The sequence below is a fragment of the Brevibacterium sp. 91QC2O2 genome (genome assembly GCF_024580695.1).
GTDB classification, from domain to species: Bacteria; Actinomycetota; Actinomycetes; order Actinomycetales; family Brevibacteriaceae; genus Brevibacterium; species Brevibacterium moorei.
Genome location: NZ_JANIJY010000001.1, coordinates 293804 through 311147, shown reverse-complemented (window position 1 = coordinate 311147; position 17344 = coordinate 293804). Strand labels below are relative to the sequence as shown.

Here is a 17344-nt window from a genome sequence, read left to right as displayed (position 1 = left end):
TGTCAGAAGTCATGTACCTTGACGACAATCCCATTCCGTTCGTAGAGGGAATGACGGGCACAACGGTGTTCGAGGATCGTCGGGATGTTGTGGCGATCATGCTCAACGGGGCGCCGGCCGATCTGAACAGGGAACTGTCCGTCGGCGACCATATCGCCCCCATCACCCTGGCCGACCAGGCCGGACTCGACATCCTGCGCCACTCCACCGGACACGCGGTGGCCCAGGCCGTGCAGGAACTGTTCCCGGGCACTAAACTGGGAATCGGGCCCTACATCACCGACGGCTTCTACTTCGACTTCCAGGTGGAGAACCCCTTCACCCCCGAAGACCTCAAGAAGATCGAGAAGCGGGTGGCGCGGATCGTCAAGGAGGGCCAGACCTTCAACCGCGTCGTGGTCGATGAAGCTGAGGCCCGTCGCAGGATGGCCGATGAGCCGTTCAAACTGGAACTCATCACCGACAAGGGCCATGGGAACGATGAGTCCTCGGTGGAGGTCGGCGGTGCCGAGCTGACCGTCTACGAGAACCGCAACCGCAAGGGCGAAGTCGTCTGGCAGGATCTGTGCCGTGGCCCGCACCTGCCCTCGACGAAGTACATCGGCAACGGCTTCGCCGTCACCAAGTCCTCGGCCGCCTACTGGCGCGGTGACCAGGACAATGCGAGCCTCCAGCGGATCTACGGTACGGCCTGGGCGACCAAGGACGAACTCAAGGCCTACCAGGACCGGATCAAGGAGGCCGAGCGCCGCGACCACCGTAAGTTGGGCGCTGAACTCGACCTGTTCTCCTTCCCGGAGGAACTGGGATCGGGGCTGCCCGTCTTCCACCCCAAGGGCGGGGTGATCAAACGTGAGATGGAGGACTACGTCCGCCGCAGGCACATCGAAGAGGGCTTCGAATACGTCGGCACCCCGCACATCTCGAAGGAGACTCTGTTCTACACCTCGGGGCATCTGCCCTACTACGGTGAGGACATGTTCCCAGCCCTGCCGGTCGACGAAGTGCTCGGTGAGAACGGCGAGGTCCTCAAGAAGGGCACACCGTACCGGCTCAAGGCGATGAACTGCCCGATGCACAACCTCATCTACCGGTCGCGTGGGCGCTCGTATCGGGAACTGCCGCTGCGCCTGTTCGAATTCGGCACTGTCTATCGCAATGAGGCCTCGGGGGTGGTGCACGGACTGACCCGCGTCCGGGCGCTGACCCAGGACGACTCACACTCCTACGTCACCCAGGAGGGCGCGGCCGATGAGATCCGTCATCTGCTGAACTTCGTGTTCAGCCTGTTGCGCGACTTCGGCCTCGACGACTTCTACCTCGAGCTGTCCACCCGCGATGAGGACGGGAAGAAGAAGGACAAGTTCATCGGTTCGGACGAGCAGTGGCGTGAGGCCACCGAGACCCTGGAGAAGGTGGCGCGCGAATCCGGCCTCGAATTGGTCCCGGATCCGGGCGGCGCGGCTTTCTACGGTCCCAAGATCTCCGTCCAGGCCCGAGACGCGATCGGCCGCACCTGGCAGATGTCCACCGTCCAGCTGGACTTCAACCAGCCTGAGCGCTTCGGCCTGGAATATCAGGCGGCCGACGGCACCCGCAAACAGCCGGTGATGATCCACTCCGCGAAGTTCGGCTCGATCGAACGGTTCCTCGGGGTGCTGACCGAGCACTATGCCGGGGCCTTCCCCGTCTGGCTCTCGCCGGTACAGGCGACCCTGGTGCCGGTGGCAGAGGAATTCCTGGACTACGCACAGGAGATCGCCGCCCTCCTGCGCGATGCAGGGGTGCGCGTCGAGGTCGACGATTCCGACGACCGCTTCCCCAAGAAGATCCGCAACGCCAGCAAGTCGAAGGTGCCCTACACGCTGATCGTCGGCGGCGAGGACCGTGACGCGGGAGCCGTTTCATTCCGGTTCCGCGATGGCAGCCAGGACAACGGGGTGCCAGTGGATGCGGCAGTGGCCCGAATCCGCGAGGCCATCGAGACCAAGGCCCAGGTATGACGGTCCGCGATGGGGCCGGCAACGTAATGCCCGAACCCGAGGCGGCTGCAGGGTTCCCCGGGGAGCCGGACGGCCTGCAACGCCTCTGGACCCCGCATCGGATGGTCTACATCGGTGGGCAGGACAAGCCGAAGGATGCAACCGAACATCAATGCCCGTTCTGTGCGGGACCGGCCCACAGTGACGAGGAGTCGCTCATCGTGGCACGTGGTGAGACGGTTTTCGCGATCCTCAACCTGTATCCGTACAACCCGGGTCATCTCCTCATCTGTCCGTATCGCCACGTCGCCGATTACCCGGATCTGACGGAGGCCGAAACCCTCGAGCTGGCGCATTTCACGCAGCACGCGATGCGGATGATCAGGCACGTGTCCGGGCCCGACGGTTTCAACATCGGGATCAACCAGGGTGAGGCCGGCGGAGCCGGAATCGCCGCCCATCTGCACCAGCACCTGGTGCCGCGCTGGAGCGGGGACGCCAATTTCCTGCCCATCGTCGCCCACACCAAGGCTCTGCCGCAGGTCCACGGGCAGGTGCGGGAACTCTATTCGAGCGCATGGAAGGAAGTCGCCTGAGATGACACCAGAGGACATCGACGCGGTCCACCAGCTGGCCGACCCGGTGGCGTGGGGGCAGCGTGTGCTGTTCACCCTGCGCCGGCCCCAGACGGCCCAGGACGCCTATACCGGCCAGGTCTTCGCCACCGATGGAGCGGTCACCCGGCGCATCAGCCACGGGTTCAACGATTCGCACCTGCGTTCGTGTGCCGGTGGCTTCGCCCTACTGCGCGCAGCCCGCGGTGGCGTGGCCCAGCTGCACATCGGCGAACACCCTGGTGCCACCAGGGTGCTGACGAACGTGGATCTGGGCGTGGACGATTTCGCGGTGTCCCCGAACGGTGACTCCGCCCTGGTCCTGGCCCGGATCCCGGAGGAGGGCCGCTACGGCACCGATCCTGAGGTTTCGGCCGATGCCGAGGCGCCGCGCCGGATCACCCACCCGCAGTACCTGCACAATGGGCTGGGGTACTTCCGCGACAGGGGCACCGTGGTATTCGAAATCGCGATCCCCGAGGCCGGCGTCGAACCCGTCGGGGTGGACGGCATCGACTCCTACCCGGTGCCCGAGGTCCTGCCGGAACTGCCGGGGGACACCTCGGATCCGCAGTACTCCCCGTCGGGTCTGATCCGTTCGGCGGTGGCCGGCCGGCACGATGACATCGATGAGGTCGATCTGCGCGACACCGTGTGGGTGTACACGGCAGAGGGTCCCAGGGCCCTTGAGATTCCCGAGTCCCTGGCAGTGCACAGCCACCGTTGGATCGACGACACGCGTTGTGTGCTCGTCGCCCAGGACTTCACGGATGGACCGACCGATTTCATCGCCCAGCTCTCCGGGGTCTACGTCCACGACACCGCCACGGGCGCCACCGAGCGCTTGACCGATGCCGCGAGCGTCGACGCCGCTGGTGGCCTGCTGCAGCTCGTCGATGGGAGAGTGTACTTCGGGGTCGTCACCGACGGCGCGATCCGACTGACGGCACTCGAACTGGACGCAGTAGGGCCCGCGACCCTGCGCGATCTGCACTTCCTGACCCCGGCGGACGCGGTGGTCTCCGGGTTCGCCTTCGCCGCCGACGGATCGCTGGTGTTCACGGCGGCTGTCCCGGACTCCTTCGGCGAACTCTTCCGAGTGCCCGCAGCCGCCCTCGACGCCGAGTCCGCCACAGGTGCCGGCATCGCCCCTGAGGCTCTGACGGACTTCGGCGGCGTGCCCGATGCGGTGGTGCCCGAGGCGATCAAGGCGGACGGAAGTGGCGGGGAGGTGCACGGCTGGGTAGCAGTGCCCCGGGGTCCTGGTCCGCACCCGGTGATCTTGAACATCCACGGCGGTCCCTTCTCCCAGTACACCCATGCGCTGTTCGACGAGACCCAGGTACTGGTGGCGGCGGGTTACGCCGTCGTGTACTCCAACCCACGCGGGTCCAATGGCAGGGGCCGGGACTGGGGGCTGGCGGTCAAGGGCGATATGGCAGAGCCCGCCGCCGCCGATGTGCTGGCAGTGCTCGACACCGCGCTGGCGGCACATCCGGAGCTCGACGGGACCCGGATCGGTGTGCAGGGCGGTTCATACGGCGGCTACCTGACCGCGATGCTCATCGGCTCGCAGGAGGGCACGAGGTTCTCGGCGGCGATCGTCGAACGCGGCTACCTCGTGCCGGGTTCGTTCTACGGAACCAGCGACATCGGCCGCTACTTCACGGATGAGTACACGGGCCCGGCGGCCGAGGACATCGCGCGCCAGTCGCCGATCGAGCGGGCGGCCCTGGTCCGGATACCCACCCTGGTGATGCACTCGGAGCGGGACCTGCGGTGCCCGCTGGAACAGGGCCAGCAGTACTATGCGGCACTGCGCCGGGCCGGTGTTCCGGCCGAGTTCCTGATCTTCCCGGGCGAGAACCACGAATTGTCCAGGGCGGGCCGGCCCAGGCACCGGGTGCAGCGCTTCGAGGCGGTCCTGGAGTGGTGGTCGAAGCACCTGCCGGTGGCCTGAGGCGGTTTTCCGGTAACAAGGGGCGGGCCCGTGGAGATCATCTCCACGGGCCCGCCCCTTGTGCTGCGAGCGTTCCGGTTCAGTCCTGCTCGGCCGCCGGAGCGCGCCCGGGCAGATAGGGCGAGGGTTCGGGCCCGTTGTGTCGGCGGGCTTGCACGGCCAGGATGATCAGGCCCAGGGCGATCGCACCCAGTGCCGCCCACACGTTCGTGCGAATGCCCAGGTAGAACTGACTGGGATCGATCCGGATGTTCTCCCAGACCGTGCGCCCGGCGCCATACCAGATGAGGTAGACGGCGAACAGCCGGCCCCACTGGAAGTAGACCCTGCGGCCCAACCACAACAGCACCACGACGCCGAGGGCGTTCCACAGCACTTCGTAGAGGAACGTGGGATGGAACAGGGTTCCCGCGGGGGTGCCCGCCGGAATGGCGGGATTTCCCGCCGCGATTTCGAGTCCCCAGGGCACGGTGGTGGGGCGTCCGAACAGCTCTTGATTGAACCAATTGCCGAAGCGTCCGCAGGCCTGCGCGAGGATCAACCCCGGAGCCAGGGCATCGGCCACGGCGGTGAATCGCAGGCCGGTCTGGCGGCAGCCGATGAACACGCCCAGGGCCCCGCCCAAGAGGGCACCGAAAATCGCGATGCCGCCCTCCCAGATCGCCCACACCGAGCCGTACTCGGTGATGTTCCAGGGGTTGCGCCCCGGTCCGAAGTAGTCGCCGAAATGGCTGAGCACGTGGTAGACGCGGGCGCACACGATGGCCAGGGGGATCGCCCATACCGCGACGTCGACGATCTGCCAGTCCTGGGTCCCACGGGCCCGCAGCCGTCGGTCGGTCAACCACAGCGCCACAATGATGCCCACGAGGATGCACAGCGCGTAGAAGTGGATGGTCAGCGGTCCCAGCTGGAAGGAGGATACACTCGGCGATGGGATTGACGCCAGGAGCTGGATATCGGTGGTCGATGGCATGGTGACCAGTCTATGACCGGCGTCGATGGGATGCCGCATTCACGCTCGGCACGCCGAGCGGGTATGCTCGATCGGGTCACCCTTGATAGGAATCCGGGGAGATCGGGACGAGACGAAGGCAGGAAATGAGCGAACTCACCGTCCGCCAGGCGGCGCGCGTCATCGTGGTCAACCCTGCTGCGCAGGTCTTCATGATCCACGTGCGCGACATCTACGACCCCACCCGGACGTGGTGGGAGACCCCGGGCGGGGGCGCCGAACTGGGGGAGGACCCCCGGCGGACAGCGGTACGCGAACTGGCCGAGGAGACCGGCATCGAGTGCGAGCCGATGGAATTGACCGGCCCGCTGGCCAGTCACCGGGCCAGCATCACGCTCTCCGACGGCGTCCACATCCAGGATGAGGTGTTCTACGGACTCCTCTGCAGTGACGATGAGGACCTCGACAACGCACTGCGCACAGACCTGGAGAAGAAGGCGATCCTGGAGACCGCCTGGCTCGACCTGGACGCCGTGGTCGTCGGACCCGAGGGGACCTCGGCCGTCGGGGTGATGCGGCCTGTGGCCGTTGGCGAACTGGCCCGGTTGGTAGTGGCGGGCCTCGTCCCGGACATGCCGCTGCGGCTGCGCAACGGGCGCCTGTAATATAAATCGTTGGAAGAGGTCGACGCCGCCTAGCGGCGTCGCATTATCGGTGAAGAGGAGCAAATCCCGTGTCAGGTCACTCCAAGTGGGCCACCACCAAGCACAAGAAAGCGGCCATCGATGCCAAGCGCGGCAAGCTGTTCGCCAAGCTGATCAAGAACATCGAGGTCGCGGCCAGGAATGGCGGACCGGACCCCGCTGGCAACCCGACTCTCTTCGACGCCGTGCAGAAGGCCAAGAAGAACTCGGTTCCCGCCGATAACATCGATCGCGCGGTCAAGCGCGGCGGTGGCCTCGACGGCTCGGGCGTCGACTACGAGACGATCATGTACGAGGGCTATGCCCAGGGCGGTGTGGCCCTGCTGATCGAATGTCTGACCGATAACCGCAACCGTGCCGCAGCCGAGGTGCGTGTGGCCGTGACCCGCAACGGCGGGAACATGGCCGACCCCGGTTCGGTCGCCTACAACTTCGCACGCAAGGGCGTCGTCGTGGTCTCGCAGGACAACGCAGACGAGGACGCGATCCTCGAGGCGACCCTGGACGCGGGAGCCGAAGAGGTCAAGGACAACGGCGATACCTTCGAGGTGATCTCCGAGGCCACTGATCTGGTCGCAGTGCGCTCTGCCCTGCAGGACGCCGGGATCGACTACGAGAGTGCCGACGCCGCCTTCGTGCCCAACCTCGAGGTCCCGTTGGACGCGGAGACCGCGGCCAAGGTGTTCAAGCTCATCGATGCGCTCGAGGACAGCGACGATGTGCAGAACGTCTACACCAACGCCGATGTCTCCGATGAGGTCATGGCGCAGTTGGAAGAATCCGACTAGGCCGCCGTCGTGCGCATCCTCGGTGTCGACCCCGGGCTCACCCGCTGTGGGCTCGGGGTCGTCGAGTCCAGTCGGGCGCACCAGCCACGGATGGTGGCGGTGGGTGTGGCCAGGACCCCCGCCTCGGACGCGGTGGACGTCCGCCTGGGCCGCATCGCCGAGGTGTTCGACACCTGGCTCGACGACTACCGTCCCGATGTCGTCAGCATCGAGCGGGTGTTCGCCCGCAACGACGTGTCGACCATCATGGGCACGGCACAGGCCTCCGGACTGACCATGGGACTGGCCGCCCGCCGCGGCATCCCCGTAGCCATGCACACACCCTCCGAGGTCAAGGCCGCGATCACCGGCAACGGCAGGGCCGATAAGCGGCAGATGACCACCATGGTCACGAAGATCCTCCGGCTCGACGCCCCACCGAAGCCCGCGGACGCCGCGGACGCCCTGGCCATCGCTATCTGCCACCTGTGGCGCGGGGCGACCGCGGCCACCTCGACCCCGGGCCCCACCAAGGACCTACTGGCCCGCCAGGCGGCCGGCAGGCAGGGCTCGGGCCTGACCCGGGCACAGGAACAGTGGGCGGCGGCGATCCGGAGGAATCGCTGAGCCGGACCTGCCGTGCGTGCGCTAGGCTAGGGAGAAATCGTACATCTGTTCCCACATAAGCCCTTCCACGGAGAAGCACTGTGCTCACCTATCTTGCAGGGACCGTCCACGCGGTCACGACCGACACACTGACGCTCGTGACCTACGGCGTCGGTCGTGAAGTTCACATCACCCCAGCCTTTGCACTGCAGACCAGACCGGGAATGGAGCTGGCGCTGCACACGATCCTGGTGGTGCGCGAGGACTCCCTGACGCTGTTCGGCTTCCCCACACCCGACGAGAAATCGGTTTTCGAAGTCCTCACCGGTATCTCGGGGGTGGGCCCCAAACTGGCGCTGGCGGTGCTCGGCGTGCTGGGGCCGGCCGAACTGAGCACCGCGGTCTCCGCCGGCGACGAGGCCGCTCTGACCCGGGTGCCGGGTATCGGCAAGAAGGTCGCGGCCCGGATGATGCTGGAGCTGGGCAACCGGCTCGACCGATTGCCGGCGGCCGCTGCTGCGGGGGCCCCCGTGCACACCGCCGCGGACGACGAGGTCGTGCTGGCCCTGACCGGGCTCGGCTGGAAGGAAGCGGAAGCGCTCGACGTCGTCTCCGCGGTGCGCGCAGATCTGCCCGAGGCCTCCGTACCGGTTCTGCTCAAGGCCAGTCTGCGGGTTCTGGGGGGCCGCCAGTGACCGACGGCTACGAAATCGACTTCGGTTCGGACGACCCGACCGGCGCGGAACTCGAGCGCCTGATGGGCACCGGTGCCGGAGCCCAGGAGCGGGCTCAGGAAGCTGCTCTGCGGCCGAAGGGGCTCGCGGAATTCGTCGGGCAGCCACTGGTGCGCGAACAGCTCTCCCTCGTCCTCGATGCAGCCAGGGCCAGGGGCAGGACGCCGGACCATGTGTTGCTCTCGGGGCCGCCCGGACTGGGCAAGACCACACTGGCGATGATCATCGCTGCCGAAATGGGCGCGCAGATCCGGATCACCTCGGGCCCGGCGATCCAGCACGCCGGCGATCTTGCGGCGATCCTGTCCTCGCTGGAGGAGGGCGAGGTCCTGTTCATCGACGAGATCCACAGGATGTCGCGTTCGGCCGAGGAAATGCTCTACGTCGCGATGGAGGACTTCCGCGTCGACGTCATCGTCGGCAAGGGCCCCGGCGCCACCGCGATCCCGCTCGAACTTCCGCCGTTCACGCTGGTCGGCGCGACCACCAGGTCGGGGCTGCTGCCGGCGCCGCTGCGCGACCGCTTCGGGTTCACCGGGCACCTGGACTTCTACTCCGATGAGGATCTCGAAAGGGTCCTCGTCCGCTCGGCGCAGATGATCGGCATCGAGGCCAGGCCGGCCGGCCTGGTCGAGATCGCGATGCGCTCCCGCGGTACCCCGCGCATCGCCAACAGGCTGCTGCGGCGGGTGCGCGACTGGGCGCAGGTGCGCGGCAGCGGAGTCGTGGACAAACACGCGGCGCAGGAGGCGCTGAAGGTATATGAGGTCGACGAACGGGGACTCGACCGGCTCGACCGCTCCGTTCTGCGGGTCCTATGCCGCCGATTCAACGGCGGTCCGGTGGGACTGTCCACCCTCGCCGTATCGGTGGGGGAGGAGGCCGAGACCGTCGAAGAGGTCGCCGAGCCCTTCCTTGTTCGCGAAGGGCTGATATCGCGGACGCCACGCGGCCGGATCGCCACCCGCGAGGCCTGGGCGCACTTGGGCCTGACTCCGCCGGAGGAGCGGGTGGACTGATTCCGGGGCCGCGGGATTGGTCATCCTTAGGTGGTCCCAACTAGACTAGCGACCGATCTGCCCATTCTCTGAAAGGTCGTACCTCCGTGGATCCCAGCATGATTCTGATCGTCGTCGTCGCGGCGATGCTCATCTTCTTCATGTTCAGCAACAAGAAGAAACAGAAGGCCCGCGCCGAACAGATGAAGAACGATCTGGTCCCCGGCGCCTCGGTGATGACCAGTTCCGGTATCTACGGCACCGTCGTGTCCGTCGACGAAGCCGATAACAAGGTCACCATCGAATCGGGGCCCGGCACCATCCTGGTCTTCCACAAGCAGGCCATCGGCCAGGTGCAGGCCGCTCAGGCCGACCCGGCGCCGGCAGAGCCCGCGTCCGACGAACCGGCAGAGTCCGCAGCGGACTCCGAGTCCCCGCGTATCACCGACGCCGAACTCGACGCGATGAACGCGGCCAAGCGCGAATCGCCCGAACAGGACTCCGACTCCCAGCAGGGGAAGGACTCCGCCGACAAGGACAAGGACTGAATCAGGTCCTCCCACCCACACCGCGTCGGGCTCCTGGTCTGAAAGCGCGGTGCTCCCAATCGAAAGAACTTCCGTGTCATCTTCAGAGAACAAGCCCCGGCCCGGGCTGCGTTTTACGTGGCTGATCGTCATCACGGCGATCGTGGCCGCGATTATCGCCGCCGGGTCCATCTGGGGCAAGGCGAGTTGGACTCCCAACCTCGCACTCGACCTCGAGGGCGGAACCTCGATCATCCTCGAACCACAGCTGGACGAAGGCGCCAAGATCTCCAAGGAGCAGCTGCAGCAGGCTGTGGCGATCATCCGGCAGCGTGTCGACTCGACGGGTGTATCGGAGGCCGAGATCAGCACGCAGGGCGATCAGAACATCGTCGTCAACCTGCCTGGCAACCCCGATAAGCAGACCCGCGGTCTGGTCCGGTCCTCGGCTCAGCTGGCCTTCCGCCGCGTCGCGGCCGTCGGCGCCCCGCAACCCGCAGGGCAGGAGTCGGCGAGTCCGAGCGAGTCGAAATCGCCGGAGATGACCGATGAACAGAAGAAGAAGCTCGAGGATCTGCTGGGCAAGCAGTCGGAGACCGGCAAGGCCGGCGGTACGGTGTCCAAACAGGCCGCCTCCGCGGCTCCGGCCGGCGGGCCGAGCGCCTCGCCCACGGCCAAACAGCAGGACTCCACCGAGGCACAGAAGATTCCGCGCTTCGATCCGGCAGCCGATCAGTCCTGGGCCAGCGAGAAAATCCAGAAGCAATTCGCCGAACTGGACTGCACGAATCCGGAGAACCGGACTGGTGGCAAGCGCTTGAACCCCGATCAGCCGGTCGTGGCGTGTTCCAAGGACGGACAGGAGAAGTACGTCTTGGGCCCGGTAGAGCTCGACGGCTCGCATGTCAAGGACGCCAGTTTCGGTTACGAGACTTCCTCCTCGGGCCAGCAGACGAACAATCTGGCCGTGTCCATGGAGTTCGACGGAACCGGCCGTGACGTCTTCGGCAAGGTGACCAGTGCCATCACCGGTCAGCAGCAGCCCTACAACCAGTTCGCCATCACCCTCGACGGGCTGGTGCTCACGGCACCCGTCTCACAGTCGGCCGTGACCGATGGGCGGGCGCAGATCACCGGCAGCTTCACGCAGGAGGAGGCCGAGACCCTGGCCAACCAGCTGAAGAACGGTGCACTGCCGATCAGCTTCCAGGTCCAGTCCGAGGAGCAGATCTCCCCGACCCTGGGTTCGGAATACCTCTCGAAGGGCCTGCTCGCTGGCGGTATCGGCCTGTTGTTGGTCATCGTGTACTCGCTGTTCCAGTACCGCGCCCTGGCCTCGGTGACGGTCAGTTCCCTGGTCGTCGCTGGAATCCTGACCTATCTGCTCCTGCTGTTCGTATCGTGGCGGTACGGTTATCGGCTGTCCCTGGCCGGCGTCGCCGGCATCATCGTGGGTATCGGCATGACCGCCGACTCGTTCATCGTCTACTTCGAACGTGTCCGAGATGAATTGCGCGACGGCAGACCTCTGAAATCCGCGGTGGAGGTCGGCTGGTCGCGTGCGGGCCGGACGATCTACGCGTCCAAGGCGGTCAACATGCTCGCAGCCGTCATTCTTTACATCCTGGCAGTCGGCTCGGTGCGTGGCTTCGCCTTCACCCTGGGTCTGACAGTCATCGTCGACGTGCTCGTCGTCGTCCTGTTCACCCATCCGATGCTGCAGGCCCTGGCGCGCACGGAGTTCTTCGGCAACGGCCACCCCATGTCCGGGATGGATCCGCGGTTGCTCGGGGTCAAGCCCGCTGCCTACCGCGGTGCCCTCGGCCTGGATTTGGAACGTGCGAAGGAGAAGTCGAAGAAGGGCAAGTCCTTCAAGGAGGCGAAGAGGCGGCAGGCCCGGACCGACCGGAAGGCCGAGGACGGGATGTCGATCGCCGAACGCAAGGCCGCTTTGAAGTCGGGAGAGGACGAGTAAGTGAAACGCTTCTTCGAATGGGGCAACAGGCTCCACACCGGTGAATCGTCCATCCCGTTCGTCGGGAAGTCCAAACTGTGGTTGACGATCGCGGCCGTGCTGACCGTCCTGTCGATCCTGGTCCCCGTCTTCGGCGGGTTCAACCTGGGCATCGACTTCCGCGGCGGATCCCAGTTCCAGGTCGACCACGTGGCCACCGACAAGGTCGACGCGGCCTCACAGGCGGTGACCGATGCGGTGGGCGCTGCGAATCCCTCCGTGGTCCCGACGACCAATGACACCCTCAAGATCGAGACCGACCAGCTCAGCGATGAGCAGATGCAGCAGGTCAGGGACTCGCTCGTGAGCCATCTGCAGGTCGACAACTCCGATGTCACATCGAACTTCATCGGCCCGCAGTGGGGCGCGGACGTCACCCAGAAGATGGCGCGTGCGCTCATCATCTTCGTGGCCCTGGCGATGGTGTTCATGGCGATCTACTTCCGCACCTGGAAGATGTCATTGGCGGCGATCCTGGGCCTGGTGTTCGTCATGGTCCTGACCATGGGGATCTACTCGGCCACCGGCTTCGAGGTCACCCCGGAGGCGGTGATCGGCTTCCTCACGGTCTTGAGCTTCTCGCTGTACGACACGGTGGTGGTCTTCGACAAGATCAGGGAGACGACCCAGGACTTCGGGAGTGCAAAGGACAGGACATTCTCCGAATTGGTGAACCTGGGCATCAACCAGACCACTGTGCGCTCGATCAACACCACGATCATCGCGGCCCTGCCGATCGGCGCGATCCTGTTCATCGGCGTGTTCCTGCTCGGCGCGGGCACGCTGACGGATATTTCGCTGTCACTGTTCGTGGGCACCGTGGTCGCTGCGGCCTCGACACTGTTCGTCGCCTCTCCGCTGTACGCGGTACTGCGTTCCACGGAGAAGAAGGTCAAGGAGCAGGAGGCCAGAGTGCTCGAGGCCCGCCCTGCGGCTTGAGCACGAAGTTCCTTGTAGTATTGAACCACCGGTGAGTCCGCTCACCGGTGGTTCTTTTATTCGCGTGGAACCCGCAGGTGTTCCCAGGGAGGGTGACGGGTCATGAGCGATCAGGCGAAGAGCACCAACAAGCGCCAGCGGGGCCTGTCCCGATTGGCGTTCTGGACGGCGCGCAGCCAGAATTCGCCGCAGTTCCCCCCGGCCCTGGGGCCCCTGCTGCAGGCGCTGGAGAAGAACCACCCGAAGGCCGATCCGGACATCGTCCTGCGGGCCTATCGGGTGGCGGAGAAATGGCATCGCGGCCAGACCCGCAAGAGCGGTGATCCCTACATCACGCATCCGGTTGCGGTTGCGACCATCCTGGCCGAAATCGGCATGACCCCGGTGACCCTGGCCGCAGCCCTGCTGCACGATACGGTCGAGGACACCGGGTACAGCCTGGAGGACCTGCGCACTGACTTCGGCGATGAGATAGCGCTGATGGTCGACGGGGTCACGAAGCTGGACAAGATCCAATACGGGGCTGCGGCCCAGTCCGAGACCGTGCGGAAGATGATCGTGGCGATGAGTCAGGACATCAGGGTGCTGGTCATCAAGCTGGCCGACCGGCTCCACAATGCACGCACATGGAAGTACGTACCGGCTTCCTCAAGTGAGCGCAAGGCCAGGGAGACCCTGGAGATCTTCGCCCCGCTGGCGCACCGCCTGGGGATGAACACGATCAAATGGGAACTCGAGGACCTGTCGTTCCAAGTGCTCTATCCCAAGGTCTACGACGAGATCGTCAGACTGGTCGCCGAGCGGACCCCGGAACGCGAGAAGTACCTGGGCATCGTGTCCAAGGACCTGGGCGATGTGCTTCACGGAGCGCAGATCGATGCGACCATCACCGGCCGGCCGAAGCACTACTATTCCATCTACCAGAAGATGGTGGTGCGCGGGCACGAGTTCGGCGACATCTACGACCTTGTCGGTGTGCGCGTGCTGGTCTCGACGGTCAACGAGTGCTACGGGGTGCTCGGGCTGGTCCACGCCAAGTGGACGCCGGTGCCGGGGCGGTTCAAGGACTATATCGCGGTCCCGAAGTTCAACATGTACCAGAGCCTGCACACCACCGTGATCGGCCCGTACGGCAAGCCGGTGGAGATCCAGATCAGAACCTATGAAATGGACACCAGGGCGGAATACGGGGTGGCCGCGCACTGGCGCTACAAGGACCGGGCAAAGGCGACGGCCGCGGGATCCGGCACCGGCGGGCGGACCGTCAAGGTGGCGGACTCCGGAGAACTCGACCAGGTCAACTGGCTGCGCCAGATCATGGACTGGCAGCAGGAGACCGAGGACCCCGACGAGTTCCTGGACAACCTGCGTTACCAGGTACGCAGCCAGGAGGTCTACGCCTTCACCCCGCAGGGCGACATCATCACGCTGCCACAGCATTCGACGCCGGTCGACTTCGCCTATTCCGTACACACGGAGGTCGGGCACAAGACGATGGGCGCCAGGGTCAACGGCCGGCTGGTGCCGCTGGATACAGAGCTGAACAACGGTGACGTCGTCGAGGTCTTCACCTCGAAGGACGAACACGCCGGTCCCAGCCGTGACTGGTTGACCTTCGTCGCCAGTCCCAGGGCACGCAACAAGATCCGACAGTGGTTCTCCAAGGAGCGCAGGGAGGAGGCCATCGACAACGGGCGCGACCAGCTGGCCCGGGCGATGCGCCGTCACCATATCAGTGCCGAGAAGCTGATGAAGAACGAGACCCTGGAGCTCGTCGCCGCAGAACAGCACCTGCCGGACGTCGATTCGCTCTACGCCTCGATCGGCAATGGGAACGTCTCGGCTGCGCACATCGTCGATCTACTGGCCAAACACGTCCAGGGCGAACAGGCCGAACCGGAGCCCGCCCCGGTGATCGCACAGAACAAGACGGGCAGGTCCTCCGGGCACCACTCCTCGACCGAGGGCGTGCGCGTCAAGGGGATGGACGACATCCTGGTGAAGTTGGCGCGCTGCTGCACCCCGGTGCCCGGCGATGACGTCATCGGCTTCGTCACCCGCGGCAGTGGAGTATCGGTTCATCGCAAGGACTGTAAGAACATGGCCTCACTCGAACGCCAGCCCGAGCGGTTGGTGGAGGTCGAATGGACGGGGCAGTCGCACGGACTCTACCTCGTGCAGATACAAGTCGAGGCGCTCGATCGTGCCGGTCTGCTCTCCGATATCACGAAGGCGCTCAGTGACTACCATGTCAACATCCTTTCGGCCTCCGTGGCGACCAGCCGCGCCAGGGTTGCACAGTCTCGTTTCGTCTTCGAGATAGGGGACTCCACCCACCTGGGCAGCGTGCTCTCGGCGGTACGGCAGGTGGACGGCGTGTTCGACGTCTACCGGATCACCGGCTGAGTCGGCGGGGTCACAGCTCGACGAGTTCCAGCGCCCGGCGCAGCACGGTGATCCCGGAGCGGCGGTAGAGCCCGTCAACGTATTCGCCGAAGGCCAGTCGGTCGGCGCGGCCCACATCGACGAGCAATGTGGTGATCGCCGCCGCCAGCCGCGCGGGGTCCCGCGTCTCGATCGCCATGGCCTCGTCGAACAGGGTACGGGCTCCAGTCGTCACCGGCACCGCTGCGGGGCGGGAGACGTCGAAGGGGCCCAAGGTGCGTTCGAAGGTGTGAGCGGCATAGTTCCCGCGCAGTCTGCGGCGTTTGAGGGTCGTCAGGTGCACGGTGACCGGGCTGCGCCCGGAGCCCCACCAGACCCAGTGCGCGGTGGCGTGGGAATAGGCGGTGTCGGCCAGTTGGGGCGGGCCGAGCGCGGCCGCCCGCAGCCGCGGCCCGGCGGGGGCGTCGGCGGCGACCCAGCAGTCCTCGGTCAGCTGGACGAGCAGTCCGTCGAGGGCCAGTGAGCGCAGGGTATCGCGGTCGACGTCGGCAGTCGGCCGCAACAGCCCGTCGACGGGGGCTGATTCTTCGCAGGTGGACATGAGGAAAGCCTGGCAGCTCATTGGCCACCAGGCCAGACCCCCGGGGGAATCTGTGGATAACCGGCCCGGAGCCCACCGCTGCGGGCCGGTTATCCACAGATGTCTGATGCCTTAGTCGGAGAACTCCTCGGCAGTGCGGGCCAACTGCTCATACCATTTACGCTTCGTCTCGAGCTCCTCGCCGGCCTTGGCGATGCGCTTCTGATCGCCTGCGGCCTCGGCGGCGTCGAGCTTGGCCTGCAACTCGTCGAGCTGATCGGTCAGCTGGGAGAGCACTCCGCTGGTCCGTGCCCGGGTCTCCGGGTTGGTCTTGCGCCAGCGCTCGTCCTCTGCTGCGGACAGTGCCGACTCGACCTCGCGCAGACCGTTCTCCATCCGGCTGATATCGGCGCGCGGGACCCGGCCCGCGTCCTCCCACTCGTCCTGGATCTTCCGCAGGGCTTGCTTGGTTGAATCGATGTCGGTGATCGGCAGGAGGGCCCTGGCGCGTTCGAGCAGAGCCTCCTTGACCACCAGGTTGTCCGCATAGCCGGCGTCGATCGCATCGTTCTCGGCCTTGCGCGCGGCGAAGAAGACATCCTGTGCGGCCCTGAAGCGGGCCCACAGGGCGTCGTCGTCCTTGCGGCCCGCCCGCGGGGTGGCCTTCCACTTGTCCATCAGGTCGCGGAACCGCCCTGCGGTCTCGCGCCAATCGGTGGAACCGGAGAGCTCCTCGGCCTGGGCGACCAGCTTCTCCTTCAGCCGCTTGCCCTCGGCATTGTGGGCGTCCAGCTCGGCGAAGAACTCCTTGCGGCGCCGGTCGAACCCGTTGCGGGCCTTCGCGAAGCGTCCCCACAGTTCCTGATCCTCCGACCGCGGCAGGCGCGGGCTGGCGGCCTGCACCTCCTTCCAGCGCGCGAACAGTTCCCGCATCCGGGCGCCGGACTGCTTCCACTGGACCCTGGCGGAATCCTGGGCGGCGATCCGCTCCGCCTCGTCCACGATCTCCCGGCGGCGCAGACGGCCCTCCTCGCGCCTTGCCTCGGTCTCCTGCTGGGCCGCGGCGGCAGCGGTGTCGGCACGTGCGGCGAGCTGTTGGAGGCGCTCGTCGAGTCCGGCCAGGTCCCCGACCACGTCCGCGCCGGCCAGGGCCTCGCGCTGGGCGGCGGCGGAACGCCGGATCGCATCGGCGGGCGCACCGGCGGCCAGGCGCTGGCCCAGCAGCTCCGCCGCGTCGACCAGGTCGAGGTACTTGTTGGCGAAGTACTCCAGGGCGCCTGCGGCATCGGCGTCGGGGTACTGTCCCACAGGGCGTTCGCCCTCGGCCGTCCGGACGAAAACCGTCTGCGCTTCATCGACCCGGCCGAAGGCGGTGGCGGCGGCCAGCTCTGCGCTGCGGTCGCGGTGCTCGGTCGCCGGCACCGGCGCCAGCGCCGAGGGCTTCGGGCCCGGGCGGGGGCCTGGTTTCGGAACGGGATGGTTCGAATCAGTCATGGAGATTCCCTGTCTGTCGTCGGTCGAATCACACGGATCACTCGACTATGCGGTTGAAGTACCCCCACAGCTTAGCCGTTGTGGT

15 protein-coding genes are annotated in these 17344 nt (G+C 66.1%); 12 read left to right on the top strand and 3 right to left on the bottom strand.

Annotated features, from left to right (window positions below):
- Positions 1-11 precede the first annotated feature (11 nt).
- From thrS to NQ036_RS01460, 3 genes are read left to right on the top strand one after another with little or no spacing between them, the layout of a single operon-like run.
- Complete coding sequence (gene thrS, locus NQ036_RS01470) at positions 12-2003, top strand: threonine--tRNA ligase (RefSeq protein ID WP_257056909.1); 1992 nt, start codon at positions 12-14, stop codon at positions 2001-2003.
- On the top strand, positions 2000-2578 hold the full coding sequence (locus tag NQ036_RS01465; protein WP_257046472.1) for an HIT domain-containing protein: 579 nt from the start codon (positions 2000-2002) through the stop codon (positions 2576-2578). Before thrS ends, NQ036_RS01465 begins: the two co-directional genes overlap by 4 nt.
- 1 nt (position 2579) lies before the next feature.
- Positions 2580-4556, top strand: coding sequence for a S9 family peptidase (locus NQ036_RS01460; protein ID WP_257046471.1), 1977 nt, complete (start codon positions 2580-2582; stop codon positions 4554-4556).
- 79 nt (positions 4557-4635) lie between these two features.
- On the opposite strand, the gene lgt is transcribed toward NQ036_RS01460, so the two are convergent.
- The gene (lgt, locus tag NQ036_RS01455) at positions 4636-5532 is read right to left on the bottom strand and encodes a prolipoprotein diacylglyceryl transferase (protein WP_257046470.1); all 897 of its coding nucleotides are present in this window, start codon (positions 5530-5532) and stop codon (positions 4636-4638) included.
- 125 nt (positions 5533-5657) lie between these two features.
- Between lgt and NQ036_RS01450 the strand changes: the two genes are divergently transcribed.
- The 9 genes from NQ036_RS01450 to NQ036_RS01410 all read left to right on the top strand — a co-directional run bounded on the left by NQ036_RS01450 (position 5658) and on the right by NQ036_RS01410 (position 15206).
- Positions 5658-6176, top strand: a complete 519-nt coding sequence (locus NQ036_RS01450) for an NUDIX hydrolase (RefSeq protein WP_257046469.1) — start codon at positions 5658-5660, stop codon at positions 6174-6176.
- A 68-nt stretch (positions 6177-6244) separates the two neighbouring features.
- Positions 6245-7003 (top strand): YebC/PmpR family DNA-binding transcriptional regulator, encoded by a 759-nt coding sequence (locus NQ036_RS01445; RefSeq protein ID WP_257046468.1) that lies wholly within the window; start codon positions 6245-6247, stop codon positions 7001-7003.
- A 9-nt stretch (positions 7004-7012) separates the two neighbouring features.
- On the top strand, positions 7013-7609 hold the full coding sequence (gene ruvC, locus NQ036_RS01440; protein WP_257046467.1) for a crossover junction endodeoxyribonuclease RuvC: 597 nt from the start codon (positions 7013-7015) through the stop codon (positions 7607-7609).
- Positions 7610-7689: 80 nt separating this feature from the next.
- Entirely contained in the window at positions 7690-8283 is a 594-nt protein-coding gene (gene ruvA / locus NQ036_RS01435; protein ID WP_257046466.1) for a Holliday junction branch migration protein RuvA, read from the top strand.
- Positions 8284-8345: 62 nt separating this feature from the next.
- Positions 8346-9341 carry a Holliday junction branch migration DNA helicase RuvB gene (ruvB, locus tag NQ036_RS01430; RefSeq protein WP_257046646.1) on the top strand — a complete coding sequence of 332 codons (996 nt, stop codon included), beginning with the start codon at positions 8346-8348 and terminating at the stop codon, positions 9339-9341.
- Positions 9342-9439: 98 nt separating this feature from the next.
- Positions 9440-9868, top strand: a complete 429-nt coding sequence (gene yajC / locus NQ036_RS01425; protein WP_257046465.1) for a preprotein translocase subunit YajC — start codon at positions 9440-9442, stop codon at positions 9866-9868.
- A gap of 73 nt (positions 9869-9941) precedes the next feature.
- Positions 9942-11822: a protein translocase subunit SecD gene (secD, locus tag NQ036_RS01420; RefSeq protein ID WP_257046464.1), complete on the top strand. Its 1881-nt coding sequence runs from the start codon at positions 9942-9944 to the stop codon at positions 11820-11822.
- Positions 11823-12800 (top strand): protein translocase subunit SecF, encoded by a 978-nt coding sequence (gene secF, locus NQ036_RS01415; RefSeq protein ID WP_257046463.1) that lies wholly within the window; start codon positions 11823-11825, stop codon positions 12798-12800. It abuts the gene before it with no gap.
- Between the two features lie 102 nt (positions 12801-12902).
- Positions 12903-15206 (top strand): bifunctional (p)ppGpp synthetase/guanosine-3',5'-bis(diphosphate) 3'-pyrophosphohydrolase, encoded by a 2304-nt coding sequence (locus NQ036_RS01410; protein ID WP_257046462.1) that lies wholly within the window; start codon positions 12903-12905, stop codon positions 15204-15206.
- A 10-nt stretch (positions 15207-15216) separates the two neighbouring features.
- Here NQ036_RS01410 and NQ036_RS01405 read toward each other — a convergent pair whose 3' ends face one another.
- Positions 15217-15786: a hypothetical protein gene (locus NQ036_RS01405; protein WP_257046461.1), complete on the bottom strand. Its 570-nt coding sequence runs from the start codon at positions 15784-15786 to the stop codon at positions 15217-15219.
- 111 nt (positions 15787-15897) lie between these two features.
- Positions 15898-17259, bottom strand: a complete 1362-nt coding sequence (locus NQ036_RS01400; protein WP_257046460.1) for a DUF349 domain-containing protein — start codon at positions 17257-17259, stop codon at positions 15898-15900.
- Positions 17260-17344 lie beyond the last annotated feature (85 nt).

Bases quoted from the DNA above. Each gene is read 5' to 3' on its own strand.
- thrS (WP_257056909.1), top strand. From the start codon at position 12: ATGTACCTTGACGACAATCCCATTCCGTTCGTAGAGGGAATGACGGGC.
- NQ036_RS01465 (WP_257046472.1), top strand. From the start codon at position 2,000: ATGACGGTCCGCGATGGGGCCGGCAACGTAATGCCCGAACCCGAGGCG.
- NQ036_RS01460 (WP_257046471.1), top strand. From the start codon at position 2,580: ATGACACCAGAGGACATCGACGCGGTCCACCAGCTGGCCGACCCGGTG.
- lgt (WP_257046470.1), bottom strand. From the start codon at position 5,532: ATGCCATCGACCACCGATATCCAGCTCCTGGCGTCAATCCCATCGCCG.
- NQ036_RS01450 (WP_257046469.1), top strand. From the start codon at position 5,658: ATGAGCGAACTCACCGTCCGCCAGGCGGCGCGCGTCATCGTGGTCAAC.
- ruvB (WP_257046646.1), top strand. From the start codon at position 8,346: ATGGGCACCGGTGCCGGAGCCCAGGAGCGGGCTCAGGAAGCTGCTCTG.
- yajC (WP_257046465.1), top strand. From the start codon at position 9,440: ATGATTCTGATCGTCGTCGTCGCGGCGATGCTCATCTTCTTCATGTTC.
- NQ036_RS01410 (WP_257046462.1), top strand. From the start codon at position 12,903: ATGAGCGATCAGGCGAAGAGCACCAACAAGCGCCAGCGGGGCCTGTCC.
- NQ036_RS01405 (WP_257046461.1), bottom strand. From the start codon at position 15,786: ATGTCCACCTGCGAAGAATCAGCCCCCGTCGACGGGCTGTTGCGGCCG.
- NQ036_RS01400 (WP_257046460.1), bottom strand. From the start codon at position 17,259: ATGACTGATTCGAACCATCCCGTTCCGAAACCAGGCCCCCGCCCGGGC.